The 15,750-nt window shown below is 64.1% G+C and carries 16 protein-coding genes and 1 tRNA gene; 3 read left to right on the forward strand and 14 right to left on the reverse strand.

Annotation, left to right across the window (positions count from 1 at the left end; translation table 11 throughout):
- Positions 1-175 precede the first annotated feature (175 nt).
- From BQ8482_RS18220 to BQ8482_RS38155, 12 genes are all read right to left on the reverse strand, one after another.
- Positions 176-2,197, reverse strand: a complete 2,022-nt coding sequence (locus tag BQ8482_RS18220; RefSeq protein WP_123148890.1) for a hypothetical protein — start codon at positions 2,195-2,197, stop codon at positions 176-178.
- 371 nt (positions 2,198-2,568) lie between these two features.
- Positions 2,569-3,747, reverse strand: a complete 1,179-nt coding sequence (locus tag BQ8482_RS18225; protein ID WP_123148891.1) for a hypothetical protein — start codon at positions 3,745-3,747, stop codon at positions 2,569-2,571.
- 28 nt (positions 3,748-3,775) lie between these two features.
- Positions 3,776-4,381, reverse strand: a complete 606-nt coding sequence (locus BQ8482_RS18230; protein ID WP_165848609.1) for a helix-turn-helix transcriptional regulator — start codon at positions 4,379-4,381, stop codon at positions 3,776-3,778.
- A gap of 177 nt (positions 4,382-4,558) precedes the next feature.
- Complete coding sequence (locus BQ8482_RS37745) at positions 4,559-4,813, reverse strand: hypothetical protein (RefSeq protein WP_133254785.1); 255 nt, start codon at positions 4,811-4,813, stop codon at positions 4,559-4,561.
- A gap of 153 nt (positions 4,814-4,966) precedes the next feature.
- Positions 4,967-5,947 (reverse strand): ABC transporter permease, encoded by a 981-nt coding sequence (locus tag BQ8482_RS18235; RefSeq protein ID WP_077380804.1) that lies wholly within the window; start codon positions 5,945-5,947, stop codon positions 4,967-4,969.
- A 259-nt stretch (positions 5,948-6,206) separates the two neighbouring features.
- A complete protein-coding gene (locus BQ8482_RS18245; protein ID WP_123148892.1) occupies positions 6,207-7,178 on the reverse strand; it encodes an ABC transporter permease in 972 nt (323 codons plus the stop codon).
- Entirely contained in the window at positions 7,175-8,713 is a 1,539-nt protein-coding gene (locus BQ8482_RS18250; RefSeq protein WP_123148893.1) for a sugar ABC transporter ATP-binding protein, read from the reverse strand. Before BQ8482_RS18250 ends, BQ8482_RS18245 begins: the two co-directional genes overlap by 4 nt.
- A gap of 161 nt (positions 8,714-8,874) precedes the next feature.
- Complete coding sequence (locus BQ8482_RS18255) at positions 8,875-9,909, reverse strand: ABC transporter substrate-binding protein (RefSeq protein WP_123148894.1); 1,035 nt, start codon at positions 9,907-9,909, stop codon at positions 8,875-8,877.
- A 45-nt stretch (positions 9,910-9,954) separates the two neighbouring features.
- On the reverse strand, positions 9,955-10,869 hold the full coding sequence (locus BQ8482_RS18260; protein WP_123148895.1) for a sugar phosphate isomerase/epimerase family protein: 915 nt from the start codon (positions 10,867-10,869) through the stop codon (positions 9,955-9,957).
- A 28-nt stretch (positions 10,870-10,897) separates the two neighbouring features.
- A complete protein-coding gene (locus BQ8482_RS18265) occupies positions 10,898-11,104 on the reverse strand; it encodes a hypothetical protein (RefSeq protein ID WP_123148896.1) in 207 nt (68 codons plus the stop codon).
- Positions 11,105-11,175: 71 nt separating this feature from the next.
- Positions 11,176-11,958, reverse strand: a complete 783-nt coding sequence (locus BQ8482_RS18270; RefSeq protein WP_123148897.1) for an SDR family oxidoreductase — start codon at positions 11,956-11,958, stop codon at positions 11,176-11,178.
- Between the two features lie 21 nt (positions 11,959-11,979).
- The gene (locus BQ8482_RS38155; protein WP_165848610.1) at positions 11,980-12,153 is read right to left on the reverse strand and encodes a hypothetical protein; all 174 of its coding nucleotides are present in this window, start codon (positions 12,151-12,153) and stop codon (positions 11,980-11,982) included.
- Between the two features lie 104 nt (positions 12,154-12,257).
- On the opposite strand from BQ8482_RS38155, the gene BQ8482_RS38660 reads away from it, so the two are divergent.
- A complete protein-coding gene (locus BQ8482_RS38660) occupies positions 12,258-12,401 on the forward strand; it encodes a hypothetical protein (protein WP_208867738.1) in 144 nt (47 codons plus the stop codon).
- A gap of 84 nt (positions 12,402-12,485) precedes the next feature.
- On the opposite strand, the gene BQ8482_RS18275 is transcribed toward BQ8482_RS38660, so the two are convergent.
- A tRNA-Ala gene (locus BQ8482_RS18275) sits at positions 12,486-12,561 on the reverse strand.
- 163 nt (positions 12,562-12,724) lie between these two features.
- On the opposite strand from BQ8482_RS18275, the gene BQ8482_RS18280 reads away from it, so the two are divergent.
- Both BQ8482_RS18280 and BQ8482_RS18285 read left to right on the forward strand, forming a co-directional pair.
- Positions 12,725-13,015: a YggT family protein gene (locus tag BQ8482_RS18280; RefSeq protein ID WP_023800489.1), complete on the forward strand. Its 291-nt coding sequence runs from the start codon at positions 12,725-12,727 to the stop codon at positions 13,013-13,015.
- An 11-nt stretch (positions 13,016-13,026) separates the two neighbouring features.
- A complete protein-coding gene (locus BQ8482_RS18285) occupies positions 13,027-13,341 on the forward strand; it encodes a DUF167 family protein (protein ID WP_123148898.1) in 315 nt (104 codons plus the stop codon).
- A gap of 310 nt (positions 13,342-13,651) precedes the next feature.
- Here the strand turns inward: BQ8482_RS18285 and BQ8482_RS18295 are convergent, their stop codons facing one another.
- Positions 13,652-15,706, reverse strand: coding sequence for a M3 family metallopeptidase (locus BQ8482_RS18295; RefSeq protein ID WP_123148900.1), 2,055 nt, complete (start codon positions 15,704-15,706; stop codon positions 13,652-13,654).
- Positions 15,707-15,750: the final 44 nt, after the last annotated feature.

Here is a 15,750-nt window from a genome sequence, read left to right on the forward strand (position 1 = left end):
AGGCGCCGCAAGTTTAGGGCCAATGACCGCGGAGCAAGCGGCGCCGGCCCATGCGGCCCTATTCCTTACTATTAATCAGAACTTCACGAGCCGTGCTGCGCTTGTAGCGCTTGCAGGTGACTCCTTCCAGCCGATGGGCAAGGGCGCACCAGGGAGACCGCGCCCCGCCCGCGCGTCAGACGAAGAAGAAATCGGAGGCATTGATCAGCGCGGAGTCGAAATTGGCGATCTCTACGGTTCCCTCCGCGAAGCTCAGCACGGTCGAATGTCCGTCCTGCGTGACGGCGACGTCCTCGAAGCTCTCGACGCCCGTATAGGTCGCGATCTCGATGCGATCGGCGCCGTTCTCGAAGCCCCGGATCAGGTCCCTGCCGAAAGGTATCAGGTCGAAGACAAAGACATCCTCGGCGCCGGCCTCGCCAAAGAGGATATCGTCGTCCGCGCCGCCGGACATCCGCGCGCCGTCGCCGCCGGCCCGGAGCCGGTCGTCGCCTTCACCGCCCTTGAGCTCGTCGAAGCCATCGCCGCCGCAGAGCTGGTCGTTGCCCTCGCCACCCGCGAGTTCGTCATCGCCCGCATCGCCCTGGATTCTGTCGCGACCCTCGTCGCCATCAATCTCGTCGTCGCCCTCGTCGCCGAACAGCCGGTCGTGCCCCTCCTCGCCGGAGATCTCGTCATCGCCGGCGCCGCCATAGGCACGATCGTTGCCGTCGCCGGCCTCGATCTGGTCGTCGCCGCCGCTACCACGGATCACGTCGTTGCCGTCGAGCGCGATGAGCTGATCGTCCTCATCGGTTCCGACGAGCCGATCCGGGCCGTCCGTGCCGACCCGCCGGCTGATGCCGGTAGCTTCAACCAGGGCATTGACTGTCTCGCCGCTGAGCGGCGCATCGCTAACGGCAACGAAAGCATCGTCGAAATCGCCGTCGAAGTCCTCGGTGCTGGCCAGGCCATCCTCGAAGCTTACCACCTCGACCCCGGCGAGGCCGTCGTCGATATCGCTTGCAAGGGCGTTCTCGCCAGCCACCGGGTTCAGGAAATTGAAGCCGTCGCGGTTGCCGACCGAATGGAACGCCCGGATCGGCAGCAGGTTGCCGTCGGCATCGGTGACGACCGGCGCCACCCGGTCGTAGATGGTGGCCGGGCCTGGCGTGTAGGTCGTCGCGTCGTCGCCGTCGTAAACGTCGGCGACATCGCCTGAGGTGAAGTCGCGGAAGAAGAGGCCGCCGTCTGCGTAGTCCTCGAGCTCGAGGCCGAGATCCTCGACATCCGGGATGAGGAACAGGCCGAGCGACTGCCCGGCCGCGACTGCCATCGTCGCCTGGGCGCCCGCCTTCACGTCCTCGGTGTCGGCGAAGAGGATGCGCGCCTCGCCAATTTCGCCCGTCGCGGTGTCGAAAGTATAGGCGCCGATCGCGCCGTTGGTGCTCGCGTCCTCGCTGATGAAGGTGATGGTCTTGGCAGCGCCGTCTCCCGCGAAGGCGAGCTCCGTCGGATCGACGGGGGCGGAGACGTCGACTTCGCGCCTGTTCGTGATCTCGATGACGAGTTCGGGCTCATCCTCCGAGAGCACCACCTCCTCCTCCAACACCAGGCCGACGCCGGGCGCGAAGTATTTGTAGGCGCCCACGCCGGGCTCCAGGCCGGAAGTGTCGAGGATTTTCACGACGTCGTCAAAAGAGCCGAAGTCGGTCTCGACGGTGAGGCCTGTCGCGATCACCTCGCCTTCATCCTCCGCCACTCCGGCGTAGAATTCCTGGAAATAGCTGTCGCCCGGCATCGGTGCTGCGCGCATGATCCACCCCGGCGCGGCGCCGTCGACGCCTGCCTCCCACGATCCGCCGAAGTCGGTCCCGATGAACTCGCCCTCGTCGTTGTAGTTGTAGTTCGTCGCGATCTCGCCCAGATACCAGACGTTGCCGTCATCGGCCTGCGCGTACCAGTCGAGCGTGTCCTCGACGAGAACGCCGTCGGCATAGGCCGTATCGCGGACGACGACAGTCTCGACGCCCTCGATGATCTTCGTCTCGAACGTGGCGAAGTGATCGTTGCGCTCCGTCTCCTCCTCGCCGGTCTCGGGATCGATAAGCGCGGCGCCGTAGCTGTTGATGGTGCCTCCGGGCAGCGGAAAGAACGTGTTGTCGATATTCGTGGAATTGCCGAACGTGGCGGCGGCGAAGTCGGGTAAAATGGCCATGGGAATGTCCTCCGAGGTGGGTCGCGTCGCGGGCGCGTCCGCGGCCGGACGCTCGCCGCAGTCCCCAGCATGGCTTGGCTCCCGCCTCACGGGAATCCGGCAGGCGTGACGGGTAAAAAGACTCAGCCTTTCAAAGCCCTAGACGGCACATCCTACGGATGTGAGTGCCCTGCCGGCGGCAGTTAGCATGACAGCTTTCCCGGTCACGGACTGCAGTCGAGTATCTGAGGGCGTGAAGCCTTGAAGCTGGCCAGCGGCGGACCAAAACGAGGGAGGGCAATTTTGGCGTTCACGGGCTTCTTCAAGGGACGCCTTGGCCATCATGCGTGAACGCAATTGGGGCCCTTATCTCCGTGCCGACGTGCGGCAGTCTACCTGCCGAACTCCACACCTCCGCTGAAATCGAACACCGCACGCACGCTGAGAATGTGAGCGTTTTCGTGATCCGCATTCCGCGCGAACGTATAGGCGGCGGCGAGTTGCCATTTTGATCCAACGAACGGCGTATTGTCGTCGGACGAATATATGACCTCGAAATCAGCTAGGTAATCGCGGGTATCCGGACCTCCGGCGACCAGGTTCGTCTGCTCCGTGTAGGTCGCGATATAGGTTAAGGAGTCTACGTCGAGCGCGGCGGAGCCCGTGACGACCAGGGCATCGTCCTGGCGGCCGTCAAAATGCCGAAGATACGACATTTCGCCCAGCAGCCTGAGCGTCATTTCGTCCAGTTCGAAACTCTTGGTCGCGGCGGCGAGGTAGGCAAGTTCGTCACCAAGCTTAACGTCGTCTTCGATGTCCTCCTCGGTAGGATGCCCGGCCCTCTGATACCGAAAGCCGAACCTGTAGCCAAATTCGCCGTCCAAATAGCAATCGGCTGTTTCCGAACCTTCGCAGCCATCAAGAGTTACCGAGAACGACGGCACGCCCTTTGTGTTGCCCGCGCCGCCATCCGACAGGCTGGCCCGGCCCCGGTTGGTAAAGAGCGACTCGCTGAGGATCGTGCGATCGGTTGTGAATGCAGTCGCTGCCAAAGCATGGTTCAACCCGAGGTTTTCGAAGCGGAGGACAATTTCCCCGCCTAGACGTTCGTCCGCGTCGAAATCCGACACCAGTTCCGTGGCATTGATCCCTGGCGCGACTTCGCTGGCGAGACTGAAGATCGTATCGAATTTTCCGGCCCGCGTGGTAGCGGGACCTGCCTCGATCACGGTATACAGTTCGGCTACGTAGGTGCCAATTCCTTCAAGAACCGTATTCTCGCCGGGCGCCGAGTCCACCACCGGCTCGGTGATGATGGAAGTCTCCAGTTGCAGATAGTCCGTCGGCGCGAAAAGCAAATCGGCTGTGAATGTCGGTTGAAGCACGTCGGACGTCAGGAATGACGGATCGGCCGCAAAAATCCAGTCGTTTTGAAGTTCCGTAGATAGTTCGTAACTGACACAGGGCGCCGCGCAGCCCTCGACCAGCTCCGCTACTGGATCTTCGGCCAGTACTGGAGTTGAGAATACAAGCAACCCCAGGCCGGTGAGAACTGAGGCAAGAAAGCGCACGGCCCGTGACCCTGGAGCTAGCTCCGCGCTACGCCCGGCGCGAAGCGGCCGGCCGGCTCGACATCTCGGGACGAGCAAGGCCGTTGCGAGCCCCCAAGGAGTTCGACGGCACCGGCGGCAGAAGCAACTCCTCGAGGAAATAGGCAGAGAGCGCCGCGCGGCCCGAGAGCTCAGCCTTGTGGTAGAGCGCAGTCGCTTGCTGGCGAATGGTCGCTTCGCTTGCTCCCCGGATTCGCGCGATCTCCTTGTGGCTGAAGCCCTTGAGCAGCAGGAGCCCGACCTCCTGCTCCGTCTGGGTGCAACCCCAAGCCGCAAACTGGCGCTGGATGGCGGCGCCGAGTTCCTGGAAATGGTCATCCAGGCCGGCCCGCCACTGCGTGTCGCGCTCACGGATTCGCGCAATCTCATCGCGCATGTCGAAGCTTTCCGCTTCCTGCTCCCGCAGGCGCGAGGAAAGGAGCGCAACGCAGGCCGAGCAGCCTACGAGAAGTGCAATGCCCGCCGCTTCCGTCAACAGCTCGGTGAGGGTCACCACCTCATCCTCCCTCACCGCCTCCATGCCGAGCAGGAGGGCGAAGGCCCCCACCGCACCCGCAATCAGGATCTGCCGGCCGCGTCCCTTGGTCCAGTCCATAGTCTGTCTCCGAAGCTCGAGTAGCGGCTGCGCGCCCTTGGCTCGCCATGTCGCCGCCATTTTGCGCCTGCCAGCCGCAACGTGCAACAGATGGGCGAGGGCTTCAGTCACGTGATGAAGAAAAGGTCATCGGCGCCGAGCAACGCGATCCCAACAGCGTGATCTCCACGCTCCCGGTCACGCCGCGTCGCCCCGGAACCCAAAATCATTATTCGTGTCGAGCGCGACGCCATCGAAGCGCGCCACCAAATCCGCGAGCGTAGGGAAATCGCCCTCTCCGGCCGTGGCGGAAAACCGGAAGGTGTTGGTTCCTTCTACGCCACCGCCCACAAGCAGGTCGTCCTGACAGCGGGCCGGCGTCAGCGGAAGTCCGTAATTGGCGGCGCAAAGCGGACATTTATCCAGCTTCCACCGAATGACTGCTCCCGGCAACCACGACCCTCAGCGTGGTCGCTTGGGATGTCGGCTCTCAGGAAGCGGCAATTCTGATCTCAATGTCCGACATCGGGGCGCAAAGCTGTCATGCACGGCTCCGTTTGCGAGAGTCTGCTTCGGGTCAAAGCAGCTGCTCGCGTCAATCCTCCCCTACCGATCCTCAATAATCCGCAGATAAGCCGCCGTCACAAACAGCACGATCAGCCCGAACAGTATCCGCCGCGCGCCTTCTGGCATCTGCAGGATGGTGAGCAGCGTCGTCAGCACGGTGAGGATCAGCGCCCCGATGATGGTGCCGGTGTAGCCGCCGCGGCCGCCGAAGATCGAGGTTCCGCCGATCACGGCGGCTGCTACCGAGGGCAGCACCAGCGGCTCTGCCAGCGACAGCGACGGCGCCTTGATCAGGCCGATGTAGAGCAGCCCGGTGATCCCTGCGAGCACGCTCGAGATGACGTAGAGCGCGGTGATGACCTGCCAGTAGCGGACGCCGGACAGGCGTGCTGCCCCCTCATTGTCGCCGACCGCGTAAAGCAGGCGGCCGAACCCGGTGCGGTTCAAGGTGAAAACAATGAGGACGGCGATGGGCACGAACAACAGCAGCGCGTTGGGCACGCCATAGGTCAGGCCGGTGCCGAGCCAGGCCAGGAAGGGCGGAATCTTGGCGCCCGAAGCGATGACGGTGCGCTGATAGACCTGCAGGCAGCCGGTGCCGATCAGGCTGGTGCCGAGCGTCATGATCAGCGGGTGCACGCGAAACACGCCGACGCCGATGCCGTTGACTAGGCCGATCAGCACCGCCGGCACCAAGGCGATGAGAATCGCCACCGCCGGGTCATGATTGACGACCTGCGTCGCCATGATGAAGGCGCTCATCGTCGCCACGGTTCCGACCGACAGATCGATGCCGCCGGTCAGCATGGTCATGGTCTGGCAGCCGGCAAGAATTGCCAGCGGGATGGCGAACTTGACCGTGTTGGCGAGCCAGCGCTCGTTGACGATGCCGGGGCGCAGGATCTGCAGCACCAGCACCAGGATGACCAGCAGGATGATCAGCGGAATCAGCGGCCGGTCGGCCATGAACCGCTTGAGGCGGCGGCCGAAGGGCACGGGTTGGATCGCGGTTGTGCTCATGACGTTGCTCGCGATTGTTTTTGCGCGATGTTGGTTTCGGGAGAGGATAGCGCTCTACGGCGCCCCCCTCTGTCCTGCCGGACATCTCCCCCACAAGGGGGGAGATTGGCAGCTTCACACTCGGCGCCCTTCTTGCACCTTCGGAGATTGGCGAAAGCCGTCGAGCCGTCCAATCTCCCCCCAAGTGGGGGAGATGTCCGGCAGGACAGAGGGGGGCGCCGTGGAGCACCGACTCCGTAAACCAGCCCCACGGCATTGCTCATGATTGCCGGCTCCGCATGGTGATGAAGGCGCCGAACATGACGACGGCGACCATGATCGCGCCCTCGATGATTGCCGTGACGTTGGGATCGATGGCGAGCAGCGTCAGGTCGGTGCGCACCAGCCGCAGCACGAAGACCGCGACGATCGGGCCGAGCAACCCGCCCTTGCCGCCGCCAAGTGCGACGCCGCCGAGCACGACCGCCGCCACGCTGGCAAGAAGATAGGGGCCGGGAATGGGGGCGCCGATGCCTGTGCTCATGGTCAGCGCCAGCCCGCCCATGGCAGCGAAAAGCCCCGACAGGGCGTAGGCGATGATCTTGGTGCGCGCGACAGGCACGCCGCTGCGAAAGGCCGCGAGCTCGCTGCTGCCGATGGCGTAGATCGACAGGCCGAGTTTTGAGCGCTTGAGCGGTATCCAGATGATGCAGAGGCAGACGACCAAAAGCACCAGCGCCTTCGGTATCCAGGCGGAGATCCCGGGCAACCCCGGGATCGCGACCGTCCCGACGATGGTCGCCCTCAGCCATTCGGCGACCGCGCCGCCGGGCGCACTGAGGACCAGCAGCGCCGCGCCCTGCAGAACGAAGAGGGTGGCCAGCGTGACGACGATGTCGGGCACGCGGGTGACGACGATCAGCATGCCGTTGACGGCGCCCAGCACCAGTCCCATGGCCAGCACGAACGGCACGACGAAAAGCGCGTATTCCTCGCTGGCGCCGTCCATCATCGAGGCGGCGGTGACGCTGGTCAGCGCCATCATGGCGCCGACGGAAAGATCGATGCCGCCGGCGATGACGACAATCGTCTGGGCGGCCACGGCAAAGGCGTAGGGCAGCACGGCGCGCACCAGCGAGCCGAAATCGCCGCTGCCATAGCCCGGCTGGATGAGCCTGGTGATCACGAAGAGGACCACGAAGAGGACAAGTAGGCCTGCGACCCAGCCCTGACGGCGGACGAGGCGGGTCAAGGTTTCGCCACCGGGCTCGAGTGGATATCGGCGAGAATGCCGACATCCTCCTTGGCGCCGCGCGGCAAGCCATAGGCGGCGCGCATCAGCGCCGGCTCGTCGGCGAGTTCGACGGGGAAGACATCGACGACGCGCCCTCCAAAGATGACGATGACGCGATCGCAGACACGCTGTACCTCCTCGAGCTCGGATGTATAGAACAGCACGGACTTGCCCTGGTCGGCGAGTTCGCGCAGCAGCTTGTAGATCTCCTGCTTGGTGCCGACATCGATGCCGCGTGTCGGGTCGAAGCAGAGAATGGTCTGTGCTTCGGCGGCGATCCAGCGGGCGATCGTCACCTTCTGCTGGTTGCCGCCGGACAGGCGCTGCACCTCGCGCTGGGCGCGCGTGTCGATCTGCAGACGCTCGATCGCACTGACGACGCTGGAGCGTTCCTGCGCCATGTTGATCGGCCCCCAGTTGCGCAACGCGGCGCTGAACGGGAGCGCGATGTTTTCGCGCACGGAGCGCTGCATGGTCAAAGCTTCGGTGCGGTCGCCGGGCACATAGGCAATGCCGGCGCGGATCGCATCGGCCGGATGCACGAATCTCACCGGCTTCCCGTCCACCTCGATCGTGCCGCCGGACGGGCGGATGGAGCCGGCGAGGGCGGCGAAGAGCTCGTCCTGGCCTTGTCCCTCAAGCGCGACCACGCCCGCGACCTCACCATTCGCCAGGTCGAACGAAACGTCGTTGAGCTTGGTGCCGACACGAAGGTTCGCCACGCCGAGGCGCGGACGGCTATCCCTAGGCGAAGCGTCCTGGCCCGCCTGGCGCGCCGCCACTTGCGTCTTTTCGACCTTGGCGCCGAGCATCATCTCGACGATGCGCTCCTCGACGCCTGGTTCGATGTCGACGACGCCGAGGGTCTCGCCGTCGCGAAGCACGGTGGCACGGTCGCAAAGTGCCGATATCTCGACAAAACGGTGGGAAATGAAGATCACCGAACGGCCGCTGTCGCCCTGGCGGCGAACGACCTCGAGCACCTTTTCGGCAAGGTTTGCCGGCAGTGCCGCGGTCATTTCGTCGAGCAGCAGAACGTCGGGCTCGACCGCCAGCGCCCGCGCCAGATCGAGCACGCGCAGCACGGCAAGCGGGATGTCGCGCGCGGTGTCGCGGATGTCGAGGTCGGGAATGCCGAGTTCGCGCACCCAGGCGCGGAACGGCTCGACCGGCGTGTCGGTCAGGCGAAGATTGGAGGCGACGTCGAGATCGGGGATGAGCGATGGTTCCTGGTAAACCGGAAGCAGGCCGGCGCGGCGCGCATCGGCGGGCGAGCGCACGTCGCGGGCTTCGCCGCGGATCAGGATATGCCCGGCATCGGCGCGGATGGCGCCGGTCAGGATTTTTACCAGCGTCGATTTGCCGGCGCCATTGGCGCCCATCAGGGCGTGAACCTCGCCCGGCACAACCGACAGCGACGCGTTGCGCAGCGCCACCACGGCGCCGTAAGTCTTCACGACGCCGGTGGCGTCCAGGAGGGGGTTGGTGGTCAAAATCGCGTTGCTCTCGTTCCCGAAACTCTATTGCTGGCGCTCTACGGCGCCCCCCTCTGTCCGGCAGGACAGAGGGGGGCGCCGTAGAGCGCCAGTCTATCAACTCTTTGTAGCGCGAGGACGGCAGTTCGCCGTCCCTCGCGCTACGGCTGAAGCGATCTTTACTCGCCTGGGCCCTTGCAGGCGATGATCTGGTCCTTAGTGTAGGTGGTCCACTCCGGGATGGAGATCGAGACCGGCCACTCCGGGCTCAGCGACGGATCGGCGACGCTCTTCAGCTTGGCCTTGCCCTCTTCGGTGGCGTTCTCCCACAGCTGCGGCTCGACCAGCACCGTCTGCTCCGCCGGCTTCTTGCCGTTCAGGATCTGCAGAGCCAGCGTCACGCCGGCGCCGCCGATCGAGCCGGGGTTGGTCACCGCCGCGCCGACGAGGCCTTCGACCGAATTCAGCTGGCCGACGAAGCCGGCATTGTCGGCGCCGACCACCGGCACCAGCGGCGTCTGCGACTCGACCAGCGCATCGACGATCACATTGTCGATGCCCGAAGTCCAGATGCCGTTGAACGGCGATCCGGTGGCGATGAAATCGAGGATCTGCTGCTTGCCCTGGTCCTGCTGCCAGCCGGTGAAGACCTCGTGCACGACCTTCACGTCGGGGAATTCGGCAAGCGCCTTCTTGAAGCCCTTGTCGCGGTCGCTGTCGGCCGAGGCGCCGGCGGCGCCGCGCATGTAGACGACGTCGCCCTTGCCGCCGATCTGCTGGAACAGCCATTTGGCGCCGAGATAGGCGTAGTGCTCCTGGTTGTTGGAGATGATGTAGGCCGAGGGCTCGGTGACCGCCTGGTCGACGGCGACGACGACGATGCCGGCCTTGGTGGCTTCCTCGAGGGCTGACTTGATGCCGGCCGGATCGGCCGGGTTGACGACGATGGCGTTGACCTTGGCGCTGATCAGGTTGCGGATGTCCTCGAGCTGGCCGGCGGCGTCGGTGTTGCGATGGGCGATGTTGAGCTTGGTGACCTCGCCGGAGGCGAGCGCCTGCGCCTTGATGGCGCAGATCATCTCCTCGCGCCAGCCATTGCCCTGCACCGTGTTGGAGACGCCGATCGTGTATTTGGCTTCAGCGGACGAGACGCCCACCGAAGCCAGAAACGCCGCGCCGGCAAGCAGCGGGACCATTGCCAGATATTTTTTCATTTCAGTCTTCCTCCACATTGATCTCAGTTCAGTTCGAAAAAGGGCTCATTTCACGAAGGGGCGCAGCACGTCGCGGGCGAGCAGAAAGCCGCGCTTGACGTTTTCATCGCTCCCCTCAAACCGCCGGTCCTCGTGCTCGATGACGATGGGTCCGTCGTAGCCGACGCTATAGAGGCCGGAGAAGATCACATTCCAGTCGACATCGCCAAGCCCCGGCATGCGCGGCACCTGCCAGCCCATGCCGGCCGAGAGGATACCGCGCTCGTAAAGTCCATCACGATCGATCATCAGGTCCTTGGCATGGACATGCAGCATGTACGGGCCGAACTCTTTGATGAAGCGGGCTTGATCGATCATCTGCCAGACCAGGTGCGACGGGTCGAAATTCATGCCGACGTCGCCGCCCCAGGCCTCAAGTATGCGGCGCCAGATATGGGGCGAATAGGCGATGTTGTGGCCGCCCGGCCATTCGTCATAGCTGAAGATCATCGGGCAGTTCTCAAAGGCCAGCTTGACGCCGTTGTCGCGCGCATGGGCGATGACGGCGGGCCACAGTTTGAGTGCCTCTTGCCAGTTAGCGTCGATGGTTTTTGCAGCGTCGCCGCCGCAGAAGGTGTTGACGACAGGCACGCCCATATGGCTCGCCAGCACGATCACTTTCTTCAAATGATCGATGACGGCCTTGCGGTGGGCGGCATCGGGATGCAACGGATTGGGGTAGAAACCGAGGCCGGAGATCGACAGGTTCTCTTCCGCCAGGGCGGCGGCGATTTCCTTGGCCTGCGAGGCCGAGGTCGAGGCGGCGTCGATATGGCTGGTGCCGGCATAGCGCCGGGCAGCACCCGAGGATTTCGGCCAGCAGGCGATCTCCAGCGCCTCGAAGCCGGCAGAACTTGCCCAGTCGGCGACCTCGCCGAGCGGGGTGTCGGCAAACGGTGCGGTGAGCAGTCCGAGCTCCATATTGCCCTCCCGTGGTCGTGGCGACCTACTATGCCGATTGTGCGGGCCGCTTCAACCGTGTGGCCGCCGGCAACGTGCAAACCTGTCTGACGAACGCCATCGGATCGTCGCAGAGCAAGCCGTCGTGACTGGCCGTGACAGCCGTGCGGAAATCATCGTTGGCGGCGATCCAGTCCGCCAGGCCGCGCCACCCGGCAAAGCAGCGGTGGAAGGCGGCGACACCGATATGAGCCATAGGACGGTCTTTGGACGGAAGGGGAAGCCGGCTAAGCAGTTTCGGGCCGAGCATTTCGAGTGAAGCAGGCGTCACCGGTTCGCGCCCACGACCCATTGCTCCTGGTCGATCAGCGCGCCGGTCATCGGCCCGGAGGCGTCGGAGAGCAGGAAGACGGCGAGGTTGGCCACCTCGTCGGCCGCCAGCAGGCGTCCGAAAGGCTGCGACGCGTTGGCGGCGTCGATCCAACCCGGGCCATGCCCCAGCGTCTCGGCCTGCATGATGCGTTCGGCCGGCGTGTCGGTCCAGCCGACATTGATGCCGTTGACGCGGATGCGGTCGAATCGGTGCGCATTGGCGGCATTGCGGGTGAGTGTGGCTAACGCGCCCTTGGTGGCGGAATAGACGGCGAGTTCCGGCGAGCCGCAATGTGCGTTGATCGACAGGATGTTGACGATGGCGCCACCCTGACGTTGCTTGCGCATCTGCGTGATGGCCGCCTGCATGAGAAAGAACGGCGCCCGCGCGTTGACGGCGAACAGCGCCGCCCAGTCGTCAAAATCGGCATCGAGGAATGAGGCGCGGTTGGTCAGGCCGGCGGCGTTGACCAGGGCGTCGATACGGCCGAAGCGGCTGACACATTCGTCAACCAGCCGTGCCGGCGCCGTGGTATCAGCCAGATCGGCGGCGACGAATGCGGTTGGCGTGCCTGCCTGGGAGAGCGACGTCGCCACTTCGCTGCCGCGCACGGGCTCGCGGCCGGTGACCAGCAGGCCGCCGGCACCAGAACGCGCCAGCGCCTCGGCGATTGCCCGGCCAATGCCTTGCGTCGCGCCGGTGACCAGCACCACCTTGTTGTCTAGCCGAAGCTCCATTCCTCCTCCCGGCACAACGTTTCATTTTTTCAGATATGGAAGCCAGCAGATCAACCATGCGCTCGAAGCGATGTCGAGGCCATTGTCGATGCGGCGAGCGAGGCCTGCGAGGCGCCGATCACGCCGTTGAGAAAATGCAGATTGGCGTTGGCCCGCCGCAAAGATGCGGCTGATTTGGGCATCTGACAACAGCATGACTCTCCCAGGCGGGGCGCCAGCCCACTCCGGCAACGGCCTGATTTTGCTCTTGTGGAGCGATTTCGGTCGAGCTAAATGTCGGTTGGGCTTAGGGGTTTGAAGTGACGGACATCATCGTAGACGTGTTTGCTGGCGCGTGGGCGGCCGGTGGATTTGCCGTGATCTGGTACGTCAGGACGAGACCATCTATCGCTGAAGATCACGAGGACCGCGATCTGCGAGAATGGCTTGATGGTCAGGTTTAAGCCCCAAGCTCAAAGTCCGCCAGAGCGCGTTCGGGGTGCGCCGGTACAGCTATCTTCTTGATCTTACTGGGGGTAAATTTCCGCTGGTGGAGCTGAGGAGGATCGAACTCCTGACCTCGTCATTGCGAACGACGCGCTCTCCCAGCTGAGCTACAGCCCCGTCCAACGGAATGGGCGCATTTATCGGGCGCGGCGGTTTCCTGTCAAGACTGCGTTTTGCCCAAAAGCCGCACGGCCAGCCATCGGCGTGGCCTGCCGCGGAAGCTGGCTCTTGCCGCCTTCCCCCGCAATGGCTACATGTCGGCAACCAATCGGAGACCGGCATGATAGCCCTCATTCAGACCATTGTCCTGGCGCTTGACATTTATTGGTGGATCATCATCGCTTCGGCGATTTTCTCCTGGCTCTACGCCTTCAACGTCGTCAACTCGCGCAACCAGTTCGTCGATAGCGTTAGCAACATGCTCTTCCGGCTGACCGAGCCGGCGCTGCGGCCGATCCGCCGCTTCTTGCCCGACCTCGGCGGGATCGACATTTCGCCGATCATCCTGCTTCTGATCCTGTTTTTCCTCCGGCAGTTCCTGCTCACCACGGTGGCGCCGCTGGTCGTCTGACCCGGCGTTTCATGAGCGCGTCGTTTCGCATGCGTAACAACGGCGTTGACCTGTTCGTCCGGCTGACGCCGAAAGCGGCGATGGACAGGCTCGAAGGCATCGAGATCTCGGCGGATGGGCGAAGCCATCTGAAGGCTCGTGTCCGCGCCGTGCCGGAGAACGGCGCCGCCAATCAAGCGCTCGAACGGCTGGTCGCCAAGGCGCTGGGAGTGCCGCGATCGGCCGTCTCGGTCGTCGCCGGCGGCACGGCCCGGCTGAAAACGCTGCACGTCCTCGGCGATCCGGCTGCGCTGGCGAGATGCATCGAGGCGCTCAGCAGCGCTTGAACCGTCTCAGTCCTGCCCTCTTTGCCAATACTTGGCATCTCCCCCACAAGGGCAGGGCTATCGCAGGTGGAAAGCCGAGGCTTTCGCTCTACGATGTATCCCCACCCCTAACCCCTCCCCACAAGGGGGAGGGAGACTTCCGCTGGCGCTGACCTCGGCAAATTGCCTGCCTTTCGGCGCCAAAGGGGAAGTAAGGGCGCGCGGCAGCGTTCCCTCCCCCTTGTGGGGAGGGTTAGGGTGGGGGTCCATCTTCGCAAGAATCCAAATGCGATTACCCTGCCCGCAAGGGGGAGATTGGCAGCTTCGGCGTTTACACCAGCCCGCGCTTGACCATCATCGCTTCGGGCGACGGCATCTTGCCGCGGAAGGCGGTGTAGAGCTCTTCCGGGTCCTTGGAGCCGCCGGCGGCGTAGATGTTCTTCCTGAGCCGCTCGGCCAGCGCCGGATTGAACGGGTCGCCCGTCTCCTCGAAGGCGGCGAAGGCGTCGGCGTCGAGCACCTCCGACCACATGTAGGAATAGTAGCCGGCCGAATAGCCGTCGCCGGCAAAGATGTGGCCGAAATGCGGGGTGCGATGGCGCATGGCGATGGTGTCGGGCATGTTGAGCTTCTCAAGCGTTTCGGCTTCGAAACGAAGCGGCTCCTCCGGCGCATCCGACCGCGCGTGGTAGGCCATGTCGACCAGTGCTGAGGCGGTGAATTCGACCGTGGCGAAGCCGGCGCCGAAGGTGCGCGCCGCCAGCATCTTGTCGACCAGCGCCTTCGGCATCGGCTTGCCGGTCTTCACGTGCAGCGCATGCTTTTCCAGCACTGCCGGCACGGTCAGCCAGTGCTCGTAGAGCTGCGAGGGCAGTTCGACGAAATCGCGGCTGACCGAGGTGCCCGCGACCGACGGCCAGGTGACTTCGGTCAGCATGCCATGCAGCGCATGACCGAATTCGTGGAACAGGGTTTTGGCCTCATCGACCGACAAAAGCGCTGCCTCGCCCTCCGGCGGCTTGGCGAAATTCATGATGTTGTAGATGACCGGCTTGGAGCCATCGCCAAGCTTGTAGCCGGACTTCAGCGCGCTCATCCAGGCGCCGGAGCGCTTTGAGGGCCGCGCGAAATAGTCGGCCAGGAACAGACCGCGCTCGCTGCCGTCGGCATTCCTGACGACGAAAACACGTGCGTCCGGGTGCCAGGTGGCAATGCCTTTCTTCTCCTCGAAGGTGATGCCGAACAATTTTGTCGCCACGTCGAAACAGGCGTCGATGATGCGGTCGAGCTGCAGGTAGGGCTTCAGCTCGGCCTCGTCGAAGGCGAATTTCTCCGCGCGCAGCTTCTCTTGATAGAAGCGCCAGTCCCATGCGGCGAATTCTTCATTGCTGCCGGCCTCAGCCGCCAGCCGCTGCAATTCGATCTGGTCGCTTGCGGCCTTTTTCAGCGCCTTTTCCCAGACCGGGTCGAGCAGCGTATGCACCGCCTCCGGCGTCTTTGCCATGGTGTCGTCGAGCTTCAGGGCGGCGTAGGAAGCGTAGCCGAGCAGCTTCGCCTTTTCGGCGCGGAGACGCAGCATATCGCGCACCACGCCGGTGTTGTCGGTGGCGCCGCCGTTCTGGCCGCGCATGGTGAAGGCGCGGAAGGCAATCTCGCGCAGGTCACGGCGCTCAGAGAAGGTCGAGAACGGCTCGTAGATCGAGCGCGACAGGGTGACGGCATAGCGGCCCTTCTGGCCGCGCATCTCGGCGGCCTCCGCCATCGCGCTTTTCAGGAATTCCGGCAAGCCGGCAAGGTCGGCCTCGTCAAGGAACAGCGCCCAGTCGCGCTCGTCGGCAAGCAGGTTCTGGCCGAAAATCGTGCCGAGCGACGACAGTTCCTCATTGATCGCCGCCAGCCGCTTCTTGCCCTCGGTGTCGAGCTTGGCGCCGGAGCGGACGAAATTTTTCCAGGTCTTTTCCAGCACCCGCAGCGTTTCGGCATCGAGCTTCAGGGCCTCGCGGCGCTGGTAGAGATCGTCGATGCGGGCAAACAGCCTCTCGTTCATCGAGATCGCCGAGAAATGCCGCGACATCTTTGGCGAGATGTCGCGCTCCAGCGCCTGGATCGCCTCGTTGGTGTGGGCGCCGGCCCGGCACCAGAAGATCGACGAGACATTGTCGAGCGCCTCGCCGCCGAGCTCGAGTGCTGCAAGCGTATTCTCGACGGTCGGCGTCTCGGCATTGCCCGATATCGCCTCGATCTCGGCCTCATGCGCCTTTAACGCCGCATCGAACACCGGAGAAAAATCGCCGTCGCCGATGCGGGTGAAATCGGGCAGGCCGAGCGGCCCTTGCCATGCGGTCAGCGGATGGGCGGCGAGGTCGACGGTATTCGTGGACGGCATGGACAATCTTTCGTAAGTGAGGGGCTTTCGCTGAGTGGCTGTAA

This window comes from Mesorhizobium delmotii, from assembly GCF_900149755.1.
Classification (GTDB): Bacteria; Pseudomonadota; Alphaproteobacteria; order Rhizobiales; family Rhizobiaceae; genus Mesorhizobium; species Mesorhizobium delmotii.